Annotated in this window: 24 protein-coding genes; 18 read left to right on the top strand and 6 right to left on the bottom strand. The window is 43.9% G+C overall.

The features are described from left to right. Window positions 1–22 precede the first annotated feature (22 nt). Window positions 23–577 (bottom strand): TMEM165/GDT1 family protein, encoded by a 555-nt coding sequence (locus tag VSA01S_RS12150; RefSeq protein WP_039979136.1) that lies wholly within the window; start codon window positions 575–577, stop codon window positions 23–25. Between the two features lie 103 nt (window positions 578–680). Here VSA01S_RS12150 and VSA01S_RS20015 point away from each other — a divergent pair, with 103 nt between their 5' ends. From VSA01S_RS20015 to VSA01S_RS12135, 4 genes are all read left to right on the top strand, one after another. Further along, window positions 681–878, top strand: coding sequence for a hypothetical protein (locus tag VSA01S_RS20015; RefSeq protein ID WP_039979137.1), 198 nt, complete (start codon window positions 681–683; stop codon window positions 876–878). A 180-nt stretch (window positions 879–1,058) separates the two neighbouring features. Continuing rightward, entirely contained in the window at window positions 1,059–1,976 is a 918-nt protein-coding gene (gene glyQ / locus VSA01S_RS12145) for a glycine--tRNA ligase subunit alpha (RefSeq protein ID WP_039979138.1), read from the top strand. Window positions 1,977–1,989: 13 nt separating this feature from the next. Next, complete coding sequence (gene glyS / locus VSA01S_RS12140) at window positions 1,990–4,071, top strand: glycine--tRNA ligase subunit beta (RefSeq protein WP_039979139.1); 2,082 nt, start codon at window positions 1,990–1,992, stop codon at window positions 4,069–4,071. 247 nt (window positions 4,072–4,318) lie between these two features. Next, window positions 4,319–5,572, top strand: a complete 1,254-nt coding sequence (locus VSA01S_RS12135) for a valine--pyruvate transaminase (RefSeq protein WP_039979140.1) — start codon at window positions 4,319–4,321, stop codon at window positions 5,570–5,572. A gap of 104 nt (window positions 5,573–5,676) precedes the next feature. On the opposite strand, the gene VSA01S_RS12130 is transcribed toward VSA01S_RS12135, so the two are convergent. The 5 genes from VSA01S_RS12130 to dnaA form a co-directional block, all read right to left on the bottom strand. Next, window positions 5,677–6,111 (bottom strand): Hsp20 family protein, encoded by a 435-nt coding sequence (locus VSA01S_RS12130; RefSeq protein WP_021709688.1) that lies wholly within the window; start codon window positions 6,109–6,111, stop codon window positions 5,677–5,679. Between the two features lie 527 nt (window positions 6,112–6,638). Then, entirely contained in the window at window positions 6,639–9,056 is a 2,418-nt protein-coding gene (gyrB, locus tag VSA01S_RS12120; protein ID WP_039982034.1) for a DNA topoisomerase (ATP-hydrolyzing) subunit B, read from the bottom strand. A 13-nt stretch (window positions 9,057–9,069) separates the two neighbouring features. Next, window positions 9,070–10,149: a DNA replication/repair protein RecF gene (recF, locus tag VSA01S_RS12115; protein WP_039982035.1), complete on the bottom strand. Its 1,080-nt coding sequence runs from the start codon at window positions 10,147–10,149 to the stop codon at window positions 9,070–9,072. Between the two features lie 9 nt (window positions 10,150–10,158). Beyond that, window positions 10,159–11,259, bottom strand: coding sequence for a DNA polymerase III subunit beta (gene dnaN / locus VSA01S_RS12110; protein WP_103021886.1), 1,101 nt, complete (start codon window positions 11,257–11,259; stop codon window positions 10,159–10,161). A gap of 60 nt (window positions 11,260–11,319) precedes the next feature. Further along, window positions 11,320–12,726, bottom strand: a complete 1,407-nt coding sequence (gene dnaA / locus VSA01S_RS12105) for a chromosomal replication initiator protein DnaA (protein WP_039979009.1) — start codon at window positions 12,724–12,726, stop codon at window positions 11,320–11,322. A gap of 708 nt (window positions 12,727–13,434) precedes the next feature. Between dnaA and rpmH the strand changes: the two genes are divergently transcribed. The 14 genes from rpmH to atpF all read left to right on the top strand — a co-directional run bounded on the left by rpmH (window position 13,435) and on the right by atpF (window position 24,849). Further along, complete coding sequence (rpmH, locus tag VSA01S_RS12100; RefSeq protein ID WP_039979010.1) at window positions 13,435–13,569, top strand: 50S ribosomal protein L34; 135 nt, start codon at window positions 13,435–13,437, stop codon at window positions 13,567–13,569. 46 nt (window positions 13,570–13,615) lie between these two features. Beyond that, window positions 13,616–13,939, top strand: coding sequence for a ribonuclease P protein component (rnpA, locus tag VSA01S_RS12095; protein WP_244949871.1), 324 nt, complete (start codon window positions 13,616–13,618; stop codon window positions 13,937–13,939). Next, window positions 13,906–14,163 (top strand): membrane protein insertion efficiency factor YidD, encoded by a 258-nt coding sequence (gene yidD, locus VSA01S_RS12090; protein WP_083932192.1) that lies wholly within the window; start codon window positions 13,906–13,908, stop codon window positions 14,161–14,163. Before rnpA ends, yidD begins: the two co-directional genes overlap by 34 nt. A gap of 2 nt (window positions 14,164–14,165) precedes the next feature. Continuing rightward, a complete protein-coding gene (yidC, locus tag VSA01S_RS12085) occupies window positions 14,166–15,788 on the top strand; it encodes a membrane protein insertase YidC (RefSeq protein ID WP_039979012.1) in 1,623 nt (540 codons plus the stop codon). A 132-nt stretch (window positions 15,789–15,920) separates the two neighbouring features. Then, window positions 15,921–17,282, top strand: coding sequence for a tRNA uridine-5-carboxymethylaminomethyl(34) synthesis GTPase MnmE (mnmE, locus tag VSA01S_RS12080; RefSeq protein WP_039979013.1), 1,362 nt, complete (start codon window positions 15,921–15,923; stop codon window positions 17,280–17,282). Between the two features lie 189 nt (window positions 17,283–17,471). Next, window positions 17,472–17,912: an FMN-binding protein MioC gene (gene mioC, locus VSA01S_RS12075; RefSeq protein WP_039979014.1), complete on the top strand. Its 441-nt coding sequence runs from the start codon at window positions 17,472–17,474 to the stop codon at window positions 17,910–17,912. 468 nt (window positions 17,913–18,380) lie between these two features. Continuing rightward, entirely contained in the window at window positions 18,381–20,276 is a 1,896-nt protein-coding gene (gene mnmG, locus VSA01S_RS12070) for a tRNA uridine-5-carboxymethylaminomethyl(34) synthesis enzyme MnmG (protein ID WP_039979015.1), read from the top strand. Continuing rightward, on the top strand, window positions 20,276–20,914 hold the full coding sequence (gene rsmG, locus VSA01S_RS12065) for a 16S rRNA (guanine(527)-N(7))-methyltransferase RsmG (RefSeq protein ID WP_039979016.1): 639 nt from the start codon (window positions 20,276–20,278) through the stop codon (window positions 20,912–20,914). Before mnmG ends, rsmG begins: the two co-directional genes overlap by 1 nt. Before the next feature lie 10 nt (window positions 20,915–20,924). Next, on the top strand, window positions 20,925–21,698 hold the full coding sequence (locus VSA01S_RS12060) for a ParA family protein (protein WP_039979017.1): 774 nt from the start codon (window positions 20,925–20,927) through the stop codon (window positions 21,696–21,698). Window positions 21,699–21,722: 24 nt separating this feature from the next. After that, the gene (locus tag VSA01S_RS12055; protein WP_039979018.1) at window positions 21,723–22,604 is read left to right on the top strand and encodes a ParB/RepB/Spo0J family partition protein; all 882 of its coding nucleotides are present in this window, start codon (window positions 21,723–21,725) and stop codon (window positions 22,602–22,604) included. Window positions 22,605–22,798: 194 nt separating this feature from the next. Then, a complete protein-coding gene (locus tag VSA01S_RS12050; RefSeq protein WP_021709702.1) occupies window positions 22,799–23,188 on the top strand; it encodes a F0F1 ATP synthase subunit I in 390 nt (129 codons plus the stop codon). An 8-nt stretch (window positions 23,189–23,196) separates the two neighbouring features. Further along, a complete protein-coding gene (atpB, locus tag VSA01S_RS12045) occupies window positions 23,197–24,009 on the top strand; it encodes a F0F1 ATP synthase subunit A (protein WP_039979019.1) in 813 nt (270 codons plus the stop codon). 55 nt (window positions 24,010–24,064) lie between these two features. Next, complete coding sequence (gene atpE, locus VSA01S_RS12040) at window positions 24,065–24,322, top strand: F0F1 ATP synthase subunit C (RefSeq protein ID WP_005372317.1); 258 nt, start codon at window positions 24,065–24,067, stop codon at window positions 24,320–24,322. A 56-nt stretch (window positions 24,323–24,378) separates the two neighbouring features. Next, entirely contained in the window at window positions 24,379–24,849 is a 471-nt protein-coding gene (gene atpF, locus VSA01S_RS12035) for a F0F1 ATP synthase subunit B (RefSeq protein WP_039979020.1), read from the top strand. Window positions 24,850–24,853: the final 4 nt, after the last annotated feature.

Here is a 24,853-nt window from a genome sequence, read left to right as displayed (position 1 = left end):
AAGAACACTTTAAAAGCCAGCATCAAAGCCATACAGCTCCAATTGCAAGGGCGATGAACAATCCCGCCGTCACTTTACGCACTAACCCTAGAGGTACCTTATCGGCGGATAGCTTACCAATCAAGACAACAGGTGCATTCGCAAGTAACATACCAGCCGTAGTACCAACAATCACCCAGGTTAATGCATTGGCGTACTGGGCACCCAAGATAGAAGTGGCTATCTGAGTTTTGTCGCCTATCTCAGCAACAAAAAACGCAATAAAACTAGCGATGAATGGACCTCGATTAGAGAGCGGCTCGTCATCATCCAGTTTATCAGGGATCAACACCCAAGCCGCCATAGCAACGAAACTGACCACCAGCACCCATTTTAATACTTCAGGCGAAAGATAGTCTGCCACAACCACCCCAAACCATGCAGCCAAAGCGTGGTTGGCAATGGTTGCTAAAAAAATTGCTGCAATAATTGGAATCGGTTTTCGGTAACGACTGGCCAGTAATAGAGATAGCAATTGGGTCTTATCGCCAATTTCTGCTAACGCTACAGTAGTAATTGAAATAGCTAAAACGCTCACGACATGCTCATTGGGGCGGGATAATTATATTAACCGTAGACAAACCTCACGCCCCACCCCGGCTCGTGATGTTTGTCTATGGTCTTGCTAAACTCATCAGGCGATGAGTCTCGGACGCCACGGTGATTTTGCACCAATTATGTTGACGAACGAACTGGATGAAACGGATATTTCATCGAGTAAGCTACTCCCCAAAGACGAACAGCATATTAACGCGCCTTTCTCATCAGCTCAAGGCAACAAGCAGGCAAAAACGCCCTTTTGGGAAAAATCAGCGAGTAAAGCAGTAAAAATCCATTAAAGGGGAAATTTGTCCACCAATTAATCAAGATTAGCTCTACTCCCATGCTCAAGATCTGGGTATACTTGATTGTTATTTTATTCAACCGTAATTACTTTGAAGCGGCCATTGTTGAAGCCAGAAAGCCCAACAAAAGAGACGACTTCATGAGTAACTAAGAGAATCGCGCGAACCTGACTTATGCAAAAATACGATATCAAAACCTTCCAGGGAATGATCCTCGCGCTGCAGGATTATTGGGCTCAAAATGGTTGTACCATTGTTCAACCGCTAGATATGGAAGTGGGTGCGGGCACCTCTCATCCAATGACCTGTCTACGAGCGCTTGGCCCAGAGCCAATGTCTACAGCTTACGTACAACCTTCACGTCGTCCTACTGATGGCCGTTATGGTGAAAACCCTAACCGTCTTCAGCACTACTACCAATTCCAAGTAGCGCTAAAACCATCGCCAGACAATATCCAAGAGTTGTACCTAGGTTCTCTAGAGGTTCTTGGTGTTGACCCACTTGTCCACGACATTCGTTTCGTAGAAGACAACTGGGAAAACCCAACGCTAGGCGCATGGGGTCTAGGCTGGGAAGTTTGGCTTAACGGTATGGAAGTGACACAGTTTACTTACTTCCAACAAGTTGGCGGTATTGAGTGTAAACCAGTAACTGGTGAAATCACTTACGGTATCGAGCGTCTAGCAATGTACATCCAAGAAGTCGACTCTGTTTACGATCTCGTTTGGAACATCGCACCTGACGGCAGCAAAGTGACTTATGGTGATATCTTCCACCAAAACGAAGTAGAACAATCAACTTACAACTTCGAGCACGCAGACGTTGAATTCCTATTTGGTTTCTTCGAACAATGTGAGAAAGAGTGTAAAGAACTGCTTGAGCTTGAAAAACCATTACCACTGCCTGCGTACGAGCGTATCCTTAAGGCAGGTCACGCATTCAACCTACTAGACGCACGTAAAGCGATCTCAGTAACTGAACGCCAACGTTACATCCTGCGCATCCGCAACCTGACGAAAGCAGTTGCAGAAGCATACTACGCATCGCGTGAAGCTCTTGGCTTCCCAATGTGCAAAAAAGAACAAGCGTAAGGGGTAGAATAACATGGCAAAAGAATTTCTCATCGAGCTAGGTACAGAAGAGCTACCACCAACGCAACTTCGCACTTTAGCTGAAGCATTCGCAGCAAACTTCGAAGCTGAACTAAAAGGCGCAGAACTTGCGCATGAAGGCGTAAAATGGTTCGCGGCTCCTCGTCGTCTTGCTCTTAAAGTCGCGGCACTCGCAGACAGCCAGTCTGATAAAATCGTTGAAAAACGTGGCCCTGCGGTTTCTGCAGCGTTTGACGCGGAAGGCAACCCGACAAAAGCAGCTCAAGGCTGGGCTCGCGGTTGTGGCATCACGGTTGACCAAGCAGATCGCATGGTTACCGACAAAGGTGAATGGCTACTGTTCAAACAAGAAGTGAAAGGTCAGCCAACGTCTGAGATTGTCGTTGAGCTTGCAGCGAAAGCACTAGCAAACCTACCTATCGCAAAACCAATGCGCTGGGGTAATAAAACGACTCAATTTATCCGTCCAGTTAAGACGCTAACCATGCTAATGGGCAGCGACCTCATCGAAGGCGAGATCCTTGGTGTCGCTTCTGACCGCACTATCCGTGGTCACCGCTTCATGGGTGAGCAAGAGTTCACTATCGACTCTGCTGAACAATACCCTGTGATCCTAGAAGAGCGCGGTAAAGTAATGGCAGATTACGAAGCGCGTAAAGCCATCATCCTAGCTGATGCACAAAAAGCGGCAGCAGCGGTTGGCGGTATCGCTGACCTAGAAGATGACCTAGTAGAAGAAGTAACGTCTCTGGTTGAATGGCCAGTCGTACTTACAGCGAAGTTTGAAGAAGAGTTCCTAAAAGTGCCTTCTGAAGCCTTGGTTTACACCATGAAAGGTGACCAAAAGTACTTCCCTGTTTACGATGAGGACAAGAAGCTACTTCCTAACTTTATCTTCGTATCGAACATCGAGTCTAAAGAGCCTCGTTACGTCATCGAAGGTAACGAAAAAGTCGTTCGTCCTCGTCTTGCTGACGCAGAATTCTTCTTCAACACAGACCGTAAGCGTCCACTGATCGACCGTCTTCCAGAACTAGACCAAGCGATCTTCCAAAAGCAACTGGGTACGATCAAAGACAAAACAGACCGCATCACTGAACTTGCTGGCTACATTGCTGAGCAAATCGGTGCAGACATTGAGAAATCAAAGCGTGCTGGTCTACTAGCAAAATGTGACCTAATGACCTCAATGGTATTCGAATTCACGGATACTCAAGGTGTTATGGGTATGCACTACGCTCGCCACGACGGTGAGGCGGAAGACGTTGCAGTAGCACTGAACGAGCAATACATGCCTCGCTTTGCAGGTGATACACTGCCATCAAACGGTGTTTCAACTGCAGTTGCAATGGCAGACAAGCTGGACACTATCGTAGGTATCTTCGGTATCGGTCAAGCGCCTAAAGGCAGCGACCCATTCGCACTACGTCGCGCGTCTCTAGGTGTACTACGTATCATCGTTGAATACGGCTACAACTTGGATCTTGTTGACCTAGTAGCGAAAGCGAAGTCCCTGTTCACCCAAGAAGATGGTACTAGTCGCCTTACCAACGATAATGTTGAGCAAGACGTTATCGAGTTCATGCTGGGTCGTTTTCGTGCTTGGTACCAAGACGAAGGCTTCAGCGTAGACATCATTCAAGCGGTTCTCGCGCGACGTCCAACCAAACCAGCTGACTTCGACCAACGAGTTAAAGCCGTTTCTCACTTCCGTGAACTGGAAGCGGCAGAGTCTCTGGCAGCCGCGAACAAGCGTGTCGGTAACATCCTAGCGAAATTCGACGGCGAACTAGCAGCAGACATCGACCTAGCACTTCTACAAGAAGATGCAGAGAAAGCACTAGCAGAAAACGTTGAAGTCATGACAGAAGCACTAGAGCCAGCATTTGCAACCGGTAACTATCAAGAAGCCCTAAGCAAACTTGCTGACCTACGTGAACCAGTGGATACGTTCTTTGATAACGTAATGGTAATGGTAGACGACGAAGCTCTTAAGAAAAACCGCCTAACACTACTCAACAACCTGCGTAATCTGTTCCTACAGATCGCAGACATCTCGCTGATTCAAAAGTAATCATTCACGTCATACCTAATGACAGAATGATAATACGATCACGAAAAAGGAAGCCTCGGCTTCCTTTTTTTATCTCCACTAATCTGATCTCTTATTTTTTCATCTAGTCTTGAACTCAGTATTTTTCCTTTTTCAGCACGATTCACACTTTGCGTTTATTACACATTAAGGTAAGGTCAATAATCACTCTACAGGCTGGAAAAGTCTCAGCACGATAAAAATCACTATGGATTAGGTATAAAAACACATGCAGTTCTCAAAGTTTGGTGAAAAATTTAATCAGTATTCAGGCATTACACAGTTAATGGACGATTTAAACGATGGCTTGCGCACACCCGGAGCCATCATGCTCGGAGGAGGTAACCCAGCCGCCATTCCAGCTATGCTCGATTATTTTCATCAAGCCAGTGAAGAATTGCTCGCCAGTGGTGAACTGATTGCAGCCCTCGCCAACTACGATGGACCGCAAGGCAAAGACGCATTTGTCAAAGCACTGGTTCGTTTATTCCGTAACACTTACGGCTGGGACATTTCGGAAAAGAACATCAGTTTAACCAACGGCAGCCAAAGTGGCTTTTTCTACTTATTTAACCTACTTGCTGGTAAACAGCCTGATGGCTCACACAAGAAAATACTCCTGCCGCTCGCACCGGAATATATTGGTTATGGTGACGCGGGTATTGATGAAGATATTTTTGTCTCTTACCACCCAGAAATTGAGCTACTAGAGAACGGCCTGTTTAAATACCATGTTGATTTTGAACAACTACAAGTCGATGATTCCGTCGCCGCCATCTGCGCATCTCGTCCAACCAATCCCACTGGCAACGTACTTACGGATGAAGAAATCCAAAAGCTGGATCAACTGGCACGTGACAATGGTATCCCTCTGATCATCGATAATGCTTATGGTTTACCATTCCCGAACATTATTTTTGAAGATGTCGCTCCATTTTGGAATGACAATACCATCCTGTGTATGAGCTTATCTAAACTGGGCTTGCCCGGTGTACGCTGCGGGATTGTGATCGCGAGTGAAGAGATCACTCAAGCGTTAACCAATATGAACGGCATCATTAGCTTAGCTCCAGGTAGTGTTGGGCCAGCTATCGCCAATCACATCATTGCTAAAGGTGATTTACTTAAACTGAGCTCAGAGGTAATCAAACCATTCTACAAACAGAAGTCGCAACGTGCGGTGGAACTGCTCCAAAACGCCATCACCGATCACCGATTCCGCATCCATAAGCCGGAAGGTGCTATCTTCTTGTGGCTATGGTTTGAGGAGTTGCCAATCACAACAATGGAACTGTACCAACGCTTGAAAGCACGAGGGGTATTGATTGTTCCGGGTGAATACTTCTTTATTGGTCAGAAAGACGAGTGGGATCATGCGCACCAATGCTTGCGGATGAACTACGTTCAAGACGATGAGATGATGCAAAAAGGCATTGCGATTATTGCTGAAGAAGTGGAAAAAGCTTACCGCGAAGGCGAATAGGTTTTCTCAGTCAGTCTGGCCTTTAGACCACCACTTTATAGCACTATTAAAAAGAGCGCCCATATGGCGCTCTTTCTCATTCTATAGCCGAGGTGGTGAACTGATTAGTTGTTTTCAATCATATTGCCACCAATAGCAATCTTACGTGGTTGCATGGCTTCTGGAATTTCACGTACTAAGTCGACATGAAGCAGACCATTTTCCATTGAGGCACCCACGACTTTTACGTAATCTGCCAGTTGGAATTTACGCTCAAAGTCACGTTCTGCGATACCTTGATAGACGTAGTTTTTATCTTCTTCTGCTTTACGCTCGCCCTTCACGATCAACATATTTTCGTTCTGAGTTAGATCAAGCTGGTCTTCAGCAAAGCCTGCCACCGCCATAGTGATACGGTAGTTGTGCTCGCCTTTTTGCTCGATATTGTACGGAGGGTAACCGCCAGAAGTGTTCTTCGCAGAGCTTGCTTCCATCAGGTTGAACAGACGGTCGAAGCCAATTGCATTACGGTATAGTGGTGAGAAATCTACATTACGCATAATCCTATCCTCTTTTTTAAGCAATAGTGTTAGCCCGAATGAAGGTCATTCACTGGCGTATTTATGCAAGTCTACGCCGGGCTAAACGTTCGATTTTCACTCCTCTGGCCGACGGTTTCAGCTCGGGGACATGATCTCGAATTTAGGTTCAATTGTGTGCTAAGCCATTATCCTCCAATGAGCGATACGGGTTTAGCGGTGGTGAAAACACTGAACTTCTAGTTTGCTAGCAAGCCAGTTATCTTCTTCAATACTAGATATAGGGGCAAAAAATTGGCTTTCAAGGGGGGAAACAAAAACTTTTTACGAATTACGAATTACGAATTACGAATTACGAATTACGAATTACGAATTACGAATTACGAATTACGAATTACGAATTACGAATTATCATCTGTTTGTCTCTCTTTTACGTCAAGCAATTCTGTATTCTGTCAGCGCAGCACTCCGTATTCGGTATTCAAACCAAAAAAACCACCTCTTGCGAGATGGCGTTTTTTTAATATGGTTTGACTGAGCCTGTGCGACTACACGTCTAGGTTTGCTACTTTCAGCGCGTTCTCTTCGATGAAGTTACGACGTGGTTCAACTTGATCACCCATTAGCGTTGTGAACAATTGGTCTGCACCAACCGCGTCTTCAATGGTTACTTGCATCATACGACGTGTTTCTGGATCCATCGTCGTTTCCCAAAGCTGATCTGGGTTCATTTCACCCAAACCTTTATAGCGCTGTAGGCTTAGACCACGACGAGATTCTTTAATCAGCCACTCAAGTGCCGATGCAAAGCTTGATACTGGCTGAGTACGCTCACCACGCTTGATGTAAGCACCTTCTTCAATCAAGCCATCGAGTGCTTCAGACAGCTCAGCGAGCTTGTTGTACTCTTTCGAGTTTAGAAGATCGATACTTAACGCGTAGTTGTGTGTCACACCGTGGGTACGAACAATGATTTTAGGTAGGTTTAAACCAAGCTCTTGATGTTGTTCAATTTCGAAGCTGTATTGGCTCGCACCGACTTCTTTGGCATTGAGTTGCTCAACCAACTGTTTAGTCCACGCTTCCACTGCTGCCGCATCATGACACTGCTCTGCTGTTAGGCGAGGTGTGTAAATAAATTCATGAACTAAAGCACTTGGGTAACGACGGCTCATACGTCCTGCTAGTTTAAGACCAGCATTGTACTGTTGAACCAACTTCTCTAGCGCTTCTCCTGCCAAGGCTGGTGCTTCTGCGTTGACGTGTAGTGATGCATTATCAAGCGCCAAAGCCACTTGGTATTGGTTCATCGCGTCTTCATCTTTAATGTACTGCTCCTGCTTACCTTTTTTCACTTTGTAAAGCGGTGGCTGAGCGATGTACACGTAGCCACGCTCGATAAGCTCTGGCATTTGACGGTAAAAGAAAGTCAACAATAGCGTACGGATGTGTGAACCATCGACGTCAGCATCGGTCATGATGATGATGTTGTGGTAACGCAGTTTATCCGGGTTGTACTCGTCACGACCGATACCACAACCTAGTGCAGTAATCAGTGTTGCAACCTCTTGAGAAGAAAGCATTTTATCGAAACGAGCTTTTTCTACGTTAAGGATTTTTCCTTTTAACGGTAGAATAGCCTGATTCTTACGGTTACGACCTTGTTTTGCGGAGCCGCCTGCCGAGTCACCTTCCACTATGTAAAGTTCAGAAACAGCTGGATCTTTTTCCTGACAATCTGCAAGTTTACCTGGAAGACCTGCTAAATCTAACGCACCTTTACGACGAGTCATTTCACGAGCTTTACGCGCAGCTTCACGAGCACGTGCTGCATCAATGATTTTCGAACATACCATTTTCGCTTCTGTCGGGTTTTCAATCAGAAACTCAGACAGTTTCTCACCCATAGCAGACTCAACAGCTGATTTCACTTCAGAAGAAACCAGTTTGTCTTTAGTTTGACTTGAGAACTTAGGATCAGGAACCTTAACCGAAACAACCGCAGTCAGACCTTCACGAGCATCATCGCCAGAAGTTGCAGTTTTCGCTTTCTTTGAAAAACCTTCTTTGTCCATGAAAGAGTTCAAAGTACGTGTCAATGCAGCACGGAAACCAGCAAGGTGCGTACCGCCATCACGCTGTGGAATATTGTTGGTAAAGCAGTAGATATTTTCTTGGAAGCCATCATTCCACTGCATAGCCACTTCCACCGAAATACCATCTTCACGCTCAAAGTTAAAGTGGAAAATCTTATCTATAATAGGTGTCTTGTTGGTATTCAAGTGTTCAACGAACGCTTGAATACCACCTTCGTACATATAGTGATCACTCTTATCAGCTTCACGTTCATCAATCAACTTGATAGAAATACCAGAGTTGAGGAAAGAAAGCTCACGTAGACGTTTCGCTAGGATATCGTAATGGAATTCTGTTTGCGAAAATGTTTCTGCGCTTGGCCAAAAACGGATTTGAGTTCCTGTTTGGTCAGTATCACCCACAACCGCTAATGGCGCTTGAGGTTCACCGTGATGGTAAGTTTGCGTATGAATATGACCACCACGATGGATAGTCAATACTACTTTCTCGGACAGAGCGTTTACTACTGAAACACCAACTCCATGAAGACCGCCCGATACCTTGTACGAGTTATCATCGAACTTACCACCAGCGTGAAGAACTGTCATGATAACTTCTGCTGCTGATACATTTTCTTCTGGGTGCATTTCTGTTGGAATGCCACGACCATCATCGATCACTGAAACAGAGTTATCCTCATGAATGGTCACAATGATGTCCTTACAGTGACCAGCCAACGCTTCATCAATTGAGTTATCCACCACCTCAAAGACCATGTGGTGAAGGCCGGAGCCATCGTCCGTATCGCCAATGTACATACCTGGACGCTTACGAACCGCATCCAGACCCTTTAGTACTTTAATACTCGATGAATCGTAATTTTCAGACATGAGTTTCTCTCTTCTAGTTTGACTCTATACTACCATGTTCCACATGAAACAATTTACCTGAATCGTCCAACATGTCAGCGATTTGGCTATCAGTAATAGAGCTTACAAATACTTGTGCACCCGTCTCTTTTAAGCAATCAGCAAGACGCTTACGACGTTGGCTATCTAATTCCGACGCAAAGTCGTCAATTAGGTAAATACATTGCTTTCCAGTCATTTGTGTTAAGTGTTGACCTTGTGCGACCCGTAAAGCACACACCATCAGCTTTAACTGACCACGTGACAAAACATCCTCAACAGGAGTTCCGTTCACTTTTATGCGCAAATCCGCCTTATTTGGACCACTAAAGGTGTATCCCAAAGACCGATCTCGCTCAAAATTCTTAGATAGTATTTCGTGGTAGGAGGTTTCTTTTTCCCATCCGCGATAATACTGTAATTGGATATCAAATTCTGGCAAAAATTTCCGACAAATGGTTTCAGCCACCAATTTCATATGATTAAGGTACCTTGCTCGCCATTGACTGATATTTTCTGCCAAATGCGCCATTTCTTGATCCCAATAACTTAACTCTCGATAACTATTTGCTGTTTTAAGTAAAGCATTTCTTTGTTTGTTGAGTCGCTTAAAGCGCCCCCACGCATCATAAAATCCAGGTTCAGTATGAAAGACTCCCCAATCCATAAAAGAGCGACGACATTTCGGCCCATCGGTTAGTAAGTCAAACCCTTCAGGGTGGATCAATTGTAGTGGCAGCACTTGAGCCAATTGCGCGAGTTTCTGCCCAGACTGCCCGCCTATTTTAACCTCGGTGGAACCATCACGCTGCTTATTAATCCCAACTGGCAGCTCAAATTGGTCGGAATTCAAAAAACGGCCATGAACAAATAGCTCACTGCATTCATTTTGAATCACACGTCCAGTCAGTGTGCTCTTAAAAGAACGCCCATGACCAAGCAAATAAATGGCCTCAAGCACACTAGTTTTTCCGCTACCATTCGGACCAATAAGAAAGTTAAAGCCTGCTGATAATTCAATATCACAGGCTTTAATGTTGCGAAATTGCTGAATAATTAGACGAGTCAGTGGCATGTGAATTACTTAGAGACGAATTGGCATCACCACGTACATAGCACTGTCATCATCGGCGTTCTCAATTAATGCACTGGCATTAGCATCCGACATTGACACTCTCACTTTCTCACAGCGCAGAGTATTTAATACATCAAGAACATAACTAACATTGAAGCCAATTTCTATAGCATCACCATCAAAACTAACATCGAGCATTTCTTCCGCTTCTTCTTGCTCAGGGTTGTTAGCTGTAATGCGCATTTGGTTCCCTTCCAGATTAACACGCACACCACGAAACTTCTCATTAGAAAGAATAGCAGCACGAGAAAAAGCTTGGCGCAGCTCATCACAGCCTGTTTCTAGGGTCTTATTCACACTTTGAGGTAATACACGACGATAGTCAGGAAAGCGACCATCGACTAACTTGGAAGTAAAGACAAAATGATTCACTACAACGCGAACATTTGAGCTCCCTATTTGCAAAACAACAGATTGCTCAGGCGCATCCATGAGTTTAACTAACTCTTGTACACCTTTACGTGGAACGATAATTTGCTTTTGAGCAAAGTCAGCACCGAGTTGTGTTTGTGAAACCGCCATTCGATGGCCATCTGTAGCTACACTACGTAAGGTTGTGCCATCGATCTCAAACAGCATGCCATTTAGGTAATAGCGTACATCTTGGTTTGCCATAGAAAACTGAGTCTTATCAATCAAAGAGCGCAGTTCAGCTTGAGTTAAAGAAACTTCAACCTCACTCTGCCAGTCTTCAATATTAGGAAAATCATTGGCAGGCAAAGTAGACAATGAAAATCGACTACGTCCAGAACGAACTTGAACTCGGTCACCTTCTAATATGAAGGTAATAATGGCATCATCTGGAAGGCCACGGCAGATATCAAGAAACTTACGCGAAGGTACTGTTACGCTACCCGCTTCGAAGTCACCTTCTAGTGCAACATTACTGACCAACTCAACCTCAAGGTCAGTTGCCGTCATAGACAAAGAGTTTTGCTCTACTTTAAGTAGTAAATTGCCTAATATTGGCAACGTTGGGCGGCCACCCAAGGCACCTGATACCTGTTGCAACGGTTTAATTAAATGACTACGTTCAATAGTAAATTTCATGATGTTCTTACGCTATCAGCTCAATTGATGATTTGCTTTTAATCTTGTTATTGTAACCGATTAAGAGGACAGGGTGCGAATCAAGTTCGAGTAATCTTCCTTGATATCGTGGCTTTCTTCACGCAGTTGTTCAATCTTGCGGCATGCATGTAGTACTGTGGTATGATCACGCCCACCAAACGCATCACCAATTTCTGGCAAACTGTGGTTGGTCAACTCTTTGGCTAACGCCATTGCCAACTGGCGAGGACGTGCAACAGATCGAGAACGGCGTTTCGACAATAAGTCCGCAACTTTAATTTTATAGTATTCCGCGACCGTTTTTTGAATATTATCAATCGTTACCAGTTTTTCTTGCAATGCCAAAAGGTCTCGCAGCGCTTCACGTACGAAATCGATCGTGATCGGACGGCCAGTAAAGTTTGCATTGGCGATAACACGATTAAGTGCACCTTCAAGTTCACGAACATTAGAACGCAGACGTTTAGCAATAAAAAATGCGACTTCATCTGCAAGGTGAATTTGATGATCTTCAGCTTTCTTCATTAAGATAGCAACACGTGTTTCAAGCTCTGGTGGCTCGATTGCAACAGTAAGTCCCCAGCCGAAACGAGATTTCAAGCGATCTTCAACCCCACTGATCTCTTTAGGGTAACGGTCAGATGTAAGAATGATCTGTTGGTTGCCTTCTAACAAGGCGTTAAAGGTATGGAAAAACTCTTCTTGAGAACGCTCTTTATTAGCAAAAAATTGAATATCATCGATCAATAATGCATCGACACTACGATAATAACGCTTAAATTCTTCAATCGCATTATTTTGTAGTGCTTTCACCATATCCTGAACAAAACGCTCGGAGTGCATATAAACCACTTTTGCATTAGGTTTATTGTCTACAATTGCGTTACCCACTGCATGCAGTAAGTGTGTTTTACCAAGACCTGTTCCGCCATATAGAAATAGTGGGTTGTAAGCAGCACCAGGGTTATCTGAAACCTGGCGTGCTGCTGCCAAACCAAGCTGGTTAGACTTACCTTCAACGAAGTTATTAAATTTGTGCTTTGGGTTGACGTTTGAACGATGGTTGATATTCGCAATAGCTTGAGCATCATCATCCCATGTTTTATGCACAGGCTTACGAGCTTGCAGCTGTGCAGGAGCCGAAGATTCCGCCGCCACATCAGCTGGGGTACGTTTTGGCATTGGCTTTGGTGCAGACACTGGCCGGCTGCCGACCTCAAAACGTAAGCTTGGTATATCGCTCCCGCAGTACTCTTGAAGTAAACGATTAATGCTATTTAGGTATTTGTCACGGACCCAATCCAACACAAAACGGTTGGGTGCGAACAAAGTGAGAGTATTGTCATTGAGCTCCGCTTGTAACGGACGAACCCACATACTGAATTCTGTAGCTGGTAGCTCTTCTTGAAGCTGCTGCAAACATTGCAGCCAAAGCGAAGATGACACGGCGCCCCCACTGAGTATTAAATTATAGGAAAGAACAGAATTTTACCTGTTGATAACCAAGATCGCCAGTAATTGATCAACGATCCGGTGAATAAGATCTATGTTATACACAATTTTTTCTCTTAATAGCATAAGATCAACACACCTTACCCAAAAATTGCCCACACATTGATCCACATTTAGACGAAAAGCGTGAGATCTTGTTGTTGGTGATAACTCTGTGCATGAATTTTTTTCAAATCTATTTATTCACATAATAAAGCCATATTTTTTTGATTTACACACAAGATTATCAATTAAAATTTTTGTAAATCTTCATATACAGAAAAACCACGTTAATCATAATTAAGAAAGTTCACTTTGATTAGTAATATCTATTAAGTTTGTAAGTAGACATGGCTCTTCACTTGTGCCAAAAGAGGAAACATTACTCAATAAAACAGATTGTTAGGATAAAAAAACACCAAGATCAATACTAAGATCAATCGATCCTTGAGATTTTACTCACACTACGTATAATCGTCCGGCCGGAATTTCATACCCACGAGTCATTGACACATTATGTGAGTGTGATTACAATTCCGCCTCTTTGTTGAGAGGCGTCGGTTAGTCTTCTCCATATAAAGAGCTTCTTTATATTAAGAAAGCATCATACCCACGCCGGGTTTAACAAGAACCTAAAACTACTGATCAGTAAAGGTATTTATCATGAAACGCACTTTTCAACCTTCAGTTCTAAAGCGCAAGCGTAACCACGGCTTCCGTGCACGCATGGCAACTAAGAACGGTCGTAAAGTTATTAACGCACGTCGTGCAAAAGGCCGTGCGCGCCTATCAAAATAATCGCTAGTTTATTTTGAACACGTACGCGTTTAATCGGGAGTTACGTTTGTTAACTCCCGAGCATTATCAAAATGTCTTCCAGCAAGCTCATAGAGCAGGCTCGCCTCATTTCACCATCATTGCTCGCAATAATAAGCTTCCTCATCCACGCTTAGGTTTGGCGGTTCCCAAGAAGCAGATAAAAACTGCTGTAGGCCGGAATCGATTTAAACGTATAGCTCGTGAAAGTTTTCGTAACAATCAAAATAAGCTTGCAAACAAAGATTTTGTTGTTATTGCCAAGAAAAGCGCGCAAGATTTAAGCAATGAGGAATTATTTAGGTTGTTTGATAAGCTATGGCAACGTTTATCTCGCCCTTCACGTGGATAGCCATTGGGCTCGTTTATCTTTATCGCTGGTTTATCAGCCCTCTGATAGGTCCTCGTTGTCGGTTCACACCAACTTGTTCTACTTATGCGCTCGAAGCTTTAAAAGCTCACGGATTTGTAAAAGGATGTTGGTTATCAGGCCGACGTCTATTAAAATGCCACCCCTTGAACGAAGGGGGGTATGATCCCGTTCCACCAGTCCAAAAACAAGACAGAGATAACTAACGATGGATTCTCAACGTAATATCCTGCTCATTGCTTTGCTCGCGGTTTCTTTCTTGCTATTTAAACAATGGCAAGACGATAAGAATCCAGCACCACAAGCTATTGAACAGGCTCAAACAAGCAATACCGTAATGGCGCCATCTAATACAGATGAGTTCGATCCATTACCAGCTCAACAGCAAGCCGCTGCAAAAACAATCACAGTGACGACTGATGTTTTGACTCTGTCGATAAACACCTTTGGTGGTGACATTGTTCATGCAGACCTCAACCAATATGCAGCCGAAATGGGCTCCTCTGATCCGTTTGTCCTGTTAAAAAACACCAAAGGTCACCAGTTCATCGCTCAAAGTGGCCTTATCGGTCCACAAGGCATTGATAAAACCACAAGCAATCGCCCTAACTACAACGTCAGCGCTGATAGCTTTACTCTTATCGATGGACAAAATGAGCTACGTATCCCAATGACGGTAAGTGTTAATGGCATTGACTACACTAAGACTTTCGTTCTAGAGCGTGGCAGCTATGCCGTCAAAGTTGAATACGATATCATCAACAACTCAGGCAGCAATGCAACTGTAGGTATGTATGCACACCTACGCCAAAATCTCATGGATGATGGGGGCAGTATTACCATGCCAACATACCGTGGAGGCGCTTATTCTACCCAAGATGTACGTTACAAAAAGTACAGCTTTGACGATATGAAAGATCATAATCTCTCAATTAACCTGACCAATGGTCAAGGTTGGATTGCCATGATCCAGCACTACTTTGCTGCTGCTTGGGTTCCGTATAAAGAGCCAGGTACGATAATCTACACTCGTGTGAAAGGTAATCTTGGTGATATCGGTCTTCGTATGCCTGATAAAACCATTGCTTCTGGTGATAAAGCACAGTTTAAAGCGTCACTTTGGGCGGGCCCTAAGCTACAATCACAAATGGAAGCCGTTGCACCTAACCTTGACCTCGTTGTCGACTACGGTTGGTTATGGTTTATTGCCAAGCCATTACACTGGCTGCTCTCTTTCATCCATGGTTTTGTGGGTAACTGGGGTTTCGCGATCATCTTGCTAACGTTTGTGGTCCGTGGTGCAATGTACCCACTGACAAAAGCTCAGTACACATCGATGGCTAAAATGCGCATGCTGCAACCAAAACTGCAAGAGATGCGTGAGCGTTTTGGTGAAGATCGCCAACGTATGAGCCAAGAAATGATGGAACTGTACAAGAAAGAAAAAGTAAACCCACTTGGTGGCTGTTTACCACTTGTACTGCAAATGCCTATCTTTATTGCACTATACTGGTCACTAATGGAGTCGGTTGAGCTTCGACATACACCGTTTATGTTATGGATTCATGACCTTTCAGCTCCAGATCCATACTATGTGCTACCAGTGCTGATGGGTATTTCAATGTTTATCATCCAAAAAATGAGCCCAGCAACAGTAACCGATCCTATGCAGCAAAAAATCATGACCTTTATGCCAGTCATGTTTAGTGTATTCTTCCTATTTTTCCCAGCAGGTCTGGTTTTGTACTGGTTGGTATCGAACATTGTGACGCTTATCCAGCAGACCATTATTTACAAATCGCTAGAGAAAAAAGGCTTACATAGTAAATAACTTTAGAATAAAAGCATAACAAAGGCGGCCAAAAGGTCGCCTTTTTGTTTTTGGCTGATTACAATTCAGCTAACTAACAGTTTTGGCTCCCTAGGTTGACCAATCCTATAGCCCAGCTCAAAAGGCAAGATTATGACTACAGATACGATTGTCGCTCAAGCCACCGCTCCAGGTCGTGGTGGCGTTGGCATTATTCGTGTTTCTGGCCCTAAGGCCAACCAAGTAGCACTTGAAGTTACAGGCAAAGTGCTCAAACCTCGCTATGCAGAGTATCTACCATTCCAAGCCGAGGATAGTGTCGTCCTCGACCAAGGCATTGCGCTGTACTTCCCTAACCCACATTCCTTTACCGGTGAAGACATCCTCGAGCTTCAAGGTCATGGCGGTCCTGTGGTAATGGATATGCTGATTAAGCGCATTCTAGGTATTGATGGTGTACGTGCAGCACGTCCCGGAGAATTCTCAGAACGTGCCTTCTTGAACGATAAGATGGATCTCACACAAGCAGAAGCGATTGCCGATCTGATTGATGCCAGTTCAGAAGAAGCAGCGAAATCCGCACTGCAATCTCTACAAGGTCAATTCTCACAACGTATTCATACTTTGTTGGAATCCCTGATCCATTTACGTATCTATGTTGAGGCCGCCATCGACTTCCCAGAAGAAGAAATCGATTTTCTGGCAGATGGCAAAGTCTCAGCCGATCTACAGGCGATCATCGATAATCTCGAAGCAGTACGCAAAGAAGCCAACCAAGGCGCGATTATGCGTGAAGGGATGAAAGTTGTAATTGCAGGTCGCCCCAATGCTGGTAAGTCGAGCCTACTCAATGCTCTATCTGGTAAAGAGTCTGCCATCGTCACAGATATAGCCGGTACGACGCGTGATGTCCTACGTGAGCATATCCACATCGATGGGATGCCACTGCACATTATCGATACCGCAGGTCTACGTGATGCATCTGATGAAGTGGAAAAAATCGGTATTGAGCGCGCATGGGACGAAATTAGCCAAGCTGATCGAGTGTTATTTATGGTTGATGGCACCACAACCGATGCAACGGACCCGAAAGAAATCTGGCCTGATTTTGTTGATCGCCTACCTGAAAACATTGGCATTACTGTGATCCGCAATAAGGCCGATCAAACTAACGAAGCAATGGGGATCTGTCATGTCAACGATCCGACCTTGATTCGTCTCTCGGCCAAAACAGGATCAGGAGTAGACGCACTCAGAAATCACCTTAAAGACTGTATGGGTTTCTCTGGTAATACTGAGGGGGGATTTATGGCTCGCCGTCGTCATTTGGATGCATTAGAGCGTGCCGCTCAGCACCTCCAGATAGGCCAAGAACAGCTTGAAGGCTATATGGCAGGAGAAATCTTAGCAGAAGAGCTCCGCATTACTCAGCAGCACCTTAACGAAATCACAGGTGAATTCAGTTCTGATGACTTACTAGGTCGAATATTTTCCTCGTTCTGCATTGGTAAATAACAACTTAAGCAAGCGATGCTAGATGAATCATTTAGCATCGTGCTGCTGTTGAATGTCCGTTAGCGACAGCAAATCGCCCCTCCCATCAGGACACGACCTAAGTATCAAACACGAAATGCAACCCATCACGTTAATCATTAACCAAATAGGTATAATAAACCTCACCATACTCAAGCAAAGGAAAAATAGATGATCCACATCATTACAGGCAGCACTCTAGGCGGGGCAGAATATGTGGGCGATCATTTAAGTGATCTGCTAAATGAACACGGACTAGAAACGACGATCCACAATCAACCAGAGTTAAGCTCAATTGAGAATCAGGGCATTTGGCTGGTGGTCACATCAACCCATGGCGCCGGAGAGTACCCAGATAATATTCACCCTTTTATTACAGATCTACAGGCCACCCCGCCGAACATGGTCAATGTCAAATTCGCTGTGATTGCGATTGGCGATTCAAGCTATGATACTTTTTGCGCAGCAGGTCAACATGCGTATGACTTGTTGGAAGATATCGGTGCAACACCTATCAGCGACTGCCTAAAGATTGATGTTCTCAATCACGATGTACCTGAAGATGCCGCAGAGGTGTGGTTAAACGAAAATCTTGCCCATTTTAGCGCATAATGATGATGATAAAGAGTCACTCAACGGCTCTTTATCACTATTTAGACCTATCCTACTCCCACCTCAATCATTTAAGTGCTTAAAAAACCATCAAACCATCTGTGGATAAGTATAGTGTAATCCAGTGATCTTCCTTTAGTTATCCAATTAATAACTTTTCACCATCCCTACCCCTGTGTATAACTAGCCATTTTGATCTCAGGAAATCCTCAGTTAGATCAAATGATGATCACAACAAATGATCGTAAAAAGATCCATGATCTTATTGATCATTTGTCGCTTATCCACAGAAATGTGGGATCCTAATAATAGATCCAATAAAAGATCATATATAAAGATCTTATATTAATAGATTCAGAGACTAAAATGTTTAACATAAGAAAACAATTCTCTCTCAGCAATAAAAAAGGTAGAATACCGCTCTTTTTTATCTGTCCATAAAATCCTTTGAATACCTGAGGTCGGTTCATGCTTTATCACGAAAATTTTGACGTCATTGTTGTTGGTGGCGGACACGCAGGAACGGAAGCGGCACTCGCATCTGCACGCACAGGACAAAAAACGCTTCTCCTAACACATAACATCGATACATTAGGCCAAATGTCCTGTAATCCGGCTATTGGTGGTATTGGTAAAGGCCACTTAGTCAAAGAGGTTGACGCTATGGGCGGTCTAATGGCTGAAGCAATTGATCATGCAGGTATTCAATTTAGAACTCTTAATGCATCTAAAGGGCCAGCGGTTCGAGCCACTCGTGCACAAGCTGATCGTGCTCTTTACAAAGCCTATGTTCGTAATGGATTAGAAAATACCCCTAATTTAACCTTGTTCCAGCAATCGGTGGACGATTTGATTGTGGAACACGATCGTGCGGTTGGGGTTGTGACTCAAATGGGTCTCAAATTCCGCGCCAAAGCAATTGTATTGACCGTTGGAACTTTTCTTGGCGGAAAGATACACATTGGTATGGAAAGCTCTTCTGGTGGCCGTGCAGGCGATCCTCCATCGATCGCACTTGCCGATCGTTTACGCGAACTGCCGTTTCGTGTTGATCGTCTGAAAACAGGTACACCACCACGAATTGACGCACGTAGCGTTGATTTTTCAGCACTTGAAGTACAGCACGGTGATAATCCAACTCCAGTATTCTCATTTATGGGGAACCGCCAGCAGCATCCACGTCAAATTCCATGTTTCATTACGCATACCAATGAACAAACCCACGATGTTATTCGTGACAACCTTGATCGTAGCCCTATGTATGCGGGTGTGATCGAAGGGATTGGTCCTCGTTACTGTCCATCGATCGAAGATAAAGTGATGCGCTTTGCGGACAAGAACAGTCATCAAATTTTCATCGAACCTGAAGGTTTAACCACCCATGAGTTGTATCCGAATGGTATTTCCACCAGCTTACCATTTGACGTTCAAGTGCAGATCGTTCACTCAATGAAAGGATTTGAGAACGCGCATATTGTGCGTCCAGGTTATGCGATTGAGTATGATTTCTTTGATCCTCGTGATTTGAAACAAACTTATGAGACTAAATTCATCAACGGTTTGTTCTTTGCTGGCCAAATTAACGGTACGACAGGTTATGAAGAAGCGGCAGCACAAGGTTTGATGGCCGGTCTTAACGCGAGTTTATACAGTCAAGACAAAGAAGGTTGGAGCCCACGTCGTGATCAAGCTTACATGGGAGTATTGATTGACGATCTATCGACCATGGGCACTAAAGAACCGTACCGCATGTTCACTTCACGTGCTGAATATCGTCTATTGCTTCGTGAAGATAACGCCGATCTGCGTCTAACAGAAAAAGCCCATCAACTTGGTTTGATTGATGAAGCTCGTTGGGCTCGCTTTAACCAAAAGATCGATAATATGGAAACGGAGCGTCAGCGTTTGAAATCAACGTGGATGAATCCAAATTCAACGGGTGTGGACGAGTTGAATAAGTTATTGAAAACACCAATGGCCCGTGAAGCCAGTGGTGAAGATCTTCTGCGTCGTCCAGAAATTAATTACTCACAATTGACTCAACTGGATGCATTCTCTCCAGCGTTAGACGATCAACAAGCAGCAGAACAAGTTGAAATTCAAGTGAAATACGATGGTTATATCAAGCGTCAGCAAGATGAGATCGAAAAGTCATTGCGTCATGAGCACACTAAGTTACCGACCGATTTGAACTACCAGGACGTCAAAGGTCTGTCAAACGAAGTTGTCACTAAACTGAACGAGTCAAGGCCAGAAAGTATTGGGATTGCATCTCGAATTTCTGGTATTACTCCTGCTGCAATCTCAATTTTACTTGTTCATTTGAAGAAACACGGCTTGCTGAAAAAAGGTGAGGACGAATAATGAGCACTCTACGAACCAAACTCGATAGCTTAATTGCTCAGACTGAATTAACCGTTTCTGAGCAGCAACGTGAGCAGTTGATCGCTTACGTTGAATGGCTCGATAAATGGAACAAAGCTTATAACTTAACTTCAGTGCGTGATCCACAGGAAATGTTAGTAAAACATATTCTGGATAGTATAGTTGTGAGTAGTCACTTACCTGAAGGTGAGCGTTTTATTGATGTTGGTACGGGGCCTGGGTTGCCTGGTATTCCTCTGGCGATCATGAACCCAAACAAAGCATTTTTCTTATTGGATAGTCTTGGTAAGCGAATTCGTTTTCTTAAGCAGGTTGTTCATGCTCTCGGGCTAAAAAATGTCACTCCCGTCCAAAGTCGAGTTGAAGAGTTTCAACCTGAAGAAAAATTTGATGGCGTTTTAAGTCGAGCTTTTGCTTCAATGACAGATATGGTCGAATGGTGCCAGCATTTGCCAAAAGCAAACACCGGCGTTTTTCTGGCATTAAAAGGCTTACATCCTAACGACGAGATAGAGCAGTTGCCAGAGTGGTGTCGTGTGACAGAGATCATATCTTTGATTGTTCCGGAGTTAGAAGGTGAGCGTCATCTAGTAATCTTATCGCGCAAGGATAATTAGTGAGGTCATTGTGGGTAAAATTGTCGCCATTGCCAACCAAAAAGGTGGCGTAGGTAAAACAACAACGTGTATTAATTTAGCTGCGTCTATGGCGGCAACCAAACGCAAAGTTTTGGTTATTGATCTCGATCCTCAAGGTAATGCTACTATGGCTAGCGGTGTGGATAAATACATGGTCGATGCGACAGCTTATGATCTTCTGGTTGAAGAAGTTCCGTTTGATCAAGTGGTTTGCACCGAAACAACAGGTAAGTATGACCTCATTGCTGCTAATGGAGATGTCACTGCGGCAGAGATTAAGCTCATGGAAGTTTTTGCTCGTGAGGTGCGCCTAAAAAATGCACTAGCTCCTGTGCGTGATCAATATGACTTTATTTTTATTGATTGTCCTCCCTCTTTGAACCTACTTACGATTAATGCGATGGCAGCAGCAGATTCGGTCTTAGTCCCGATGCAATGTGAATACTTTGCATTAGAAGGATTGACCGCGCTTATGGATACCATCAGTAAGTTAGCGGCGGTGGTTAATGAACATCTGAAGATTGAGGGCCTATTGCGTACTATGTTCGATCCTCGTAACCGTTTATCGAATGAAGTCTCCGATCAAATTAAAAAGCACTTTGGCAGCAAGGTCTATCGGACAGTGATTCCTCGTAATGTTCGTTTAGCTGAAGCGCCAAGCCATGGTAAGCCTGCCATGTATTACGACAAATACTCTGCAGGGGCGAAAGCTTACTTAGCATTGGCTGGTGAGATGCTTCGCCGCGAAGATACCGAACTTTAATATTTACTCTAAGGAATTTCTCCTATGTCTAAGCGTGGTCTAGGAAAAGGGCTGGATGCACTATTGTCGACCAGTTCGTTAGCTCGTGAAAAACAGAATATTGCTTCGAACAGTCAGGCACTTTCAACTCAAGGTGAACTCGTTGAGTTATCAGTGAGTCAGCTTCAGCCTGGTACATATCAACCACGTAAAGATATGGCACCAGAAGCATTAGAAGAGCTTACAGCATCGATTCAGTCGCAAGGTATCATTCAACCGATTGTTGTCCGTGAAGTTGCCGTGAATCAATTTGAGATCATCGCTGGTGAGCGCCGTTGGCGGGCTGCTAAACAGGCAGGTCTTAAACGTGTGCCTTGCTTGATTAAGAAGGTGGAAGATCGAGCGGCGATTGCTATGGCTCTTATCGAGAATATCCAACGTGAAGATTTGAATGTTATCGAAGAGGCACAAGCTCTTGAGCGTTTACAAGATGAGTTCAATCTTACCCATCAACAAGTTGCCGAGGTTATTGGTAAATCAAGAGCAACGGTCAGTAACTTATTACGTCTTAATCAACTGGAAATGGAAGTAAAAGCTTTAGTTGCTGATAAGAAACTAGAGATGGGTCATGCTCGTGCTTTATTGGCTCTTGATGGTGAGCAGCAAGTCGAAGTAGCACAGCAAGTTTCTAAGAAACAAATGACTGTTCGTCAAACTGAACAGTTAGTAAAAAAGCACTTAATGCCTAAAAGTGAGCATAACGTTCAACAAGTAGATGTGGAAGCGCAAAAAATGTCGCATAAACTGAGTCAGTTACTTGATGCTCAGGTCTGTTTTGTGCGAACTGCGAACGGTAAAGCAAAAGTGACAATAAGTCTTGATGAGCCTCACAAATTAGATCTACTGATTGCCAAGCTACAGTCCTAGATGAGATAATTGATTCCGGTCAATTAATTGATTTAACCGAATTTTGAACAAAAGTTGTCGGCATGTAAACAAAACTGTAACTTTTTAATGCAATCTCATTGCATTCAACTGTTTGCGCCGTATAATTTTGCCAATTTCTCTTTCCCTGCACATATGAGTCAGTGCGAAGTGGATATTACTAGAGGTACGAATACATGGTAGCTGCGTTAGCTAGGCCAGGACGAGAGCTTGCAAAGCAATTGTTAATGATCCAATCTGGCGCGGTTATTTTTGTGGCGGCAGGAATGGCGATGGCCGTGAATCCAAAATGGGGATTTTCAGCGTTGATTGGTGGTGGCATTTTTGTTGTTGCCAATGCTGTATTTGCTTTTTTTGCATTTATGTTCAGTGGTGCTCGCGCTGCTAAGCGTATTGCAGCATCATTCTACACAGGTGAAGCTCTGAAAATTCTCATCACGGTCGTGTTGTTCTGTGTTGCCTACATGTATATGCAGGTGGAACTTGTTCCCCTCAAACTAACCTATTTGCTGGTACTAGGTATTAATATCTTTGCACCAGTGCTTTTCATTAACAACAAGAAATAGGATGAGTTATGGCTGCGCCAGGTGAAGCGCTAACGTCGTCCGGTTACATTGCCCACCACCTATCAAATCTATCTTTAGCTAAGTTAGGATTGGTAGCGGAGGAGACAGGTTTCTGGAACGTACATATCGATAGTCTGTTTTTTTCTTGGTTTACTGGTTTAATTTTCCTTGGGATTTTTTACAAAGTAGCAAAGAAATCAACAGCGGGTGTACCGGGTAAGCTTCAGTGTGCTGTAGAAATGATAGTAGAATTTGTCGCGGAAAACGTCAAAGATACTTTTCATGGACGCAATCCACTGATCGCTCCTTTAGCACTAACTATCTTTTGTTGGGTATTCTTGATGAACGTGATGGACCTTGTCCCGATCGACTTCTTGCCTTATCCAGCAGAACATTGGCTAGGTATTCCTTATCTTAAGGTTGTACCATCAGCTGATGTGAATATCACCATGGCTATGGCTCTAGGTGTTTTTGCTTTAATGATTTACTACAGCATTAAAGTGAAAGGCTTAGGTGGATTCGCAAAAGAACTTGCACTACATCCATTCAATCACCCACTGATGATTCCGTTTAACCTATTGATTGAAGTGGTATCGCTTCTGGCGAAGCCTCTTTCTCTTGGTATGCGTTTATTCGGTAACATGTTCGCGGGTGAGGTTGTATTCATTCTTTGTGCGGCAATGCTACCATGGTACTTACAATGGATGGGTTCACTACCGTGGGCAATCTTCCATATCTTGGTTATTACGATCCAAGCCTTCGTATTTATGATGTTGACAATCGTTTACTTGTCAATGGCACACGAAGACTCTGATCATTAATTTTTTAAGCTTTTTATTCGGGCACTAAGCCAACAACTATAAATTGGAGATAGTAATGGAAACTTTACTGAGCTTTTCTGCAATCGCCGTAGGTATTATCGTCGGTCTTGCTTCTCTTGGTACAGCGATTGGTTTCGCACTACTAGGTGGTAAATTCCTAGAAGGTGCAGCACGTCAACCAGAAATGGCTCCTATGCTACAAGTTAAGATGTTCATTATCGCAGGTCTACTTGATGCGGTTCCAATGATCGGTATCGTAATCGCGCTACTATTCACGTTCGCAAACCCATTTGTGGGTCAACTAGCAGGCTAATTAACCACGCTGTTAATTGTATTTTTGTAGTTGATTCTTAAAAGGGAGTAGCTGTTGTGAATATAAACGCAACCCTGCTAGGTCAAGCAATCTCGTTTGCACTGTTTGTGTGGTTCTGCATGAAATATGTATGGCCGCCATTGATGAAAGCGATCGAAGAGCGCCAGAAGAAAATTTCTGATGGTCTTCAGGCAGCCGAACGTGCTGCTAAAGACTTGGACCTAGCACAAGCCAACGCTTCTGAACAATTAAAAGAAGCGAAGCGCACAGCAACGGAGATCATCGATCAAGCGAACAAGCGTAAGTCTCAAATCATCGATGAAGCTCGTGAGGAAGCTCAGGCAGAACGCCAGAAAATCCTAACACAAGCTGAATCTGAACTTGAAGCTGAACGTAATCGTGCACGTGATGACCTGCGCAAACAAGTTGCTGCTCTGGCTATAGCTGGTGCTGAGAAAATTCTGGAGCGTTCTATTGATAAAGATGCTCAGAAAGATATTCTCGACAACATTACTGCAAAACTTTAAGTCT

The organism is Vibrio sagamiensis NBRC 104589, from assembly GCF_007990935.1.
Taxonomy (GTDB): Bacteria; Pseudomonadota; Gammaproteobacteria; order Enterobacterales; family Vibrionaceae; genus Vibrio; species Vibrio sagamiensis.
This window is presented reverse-complemented; position numbering and strand designations above follow the sequence as displayed.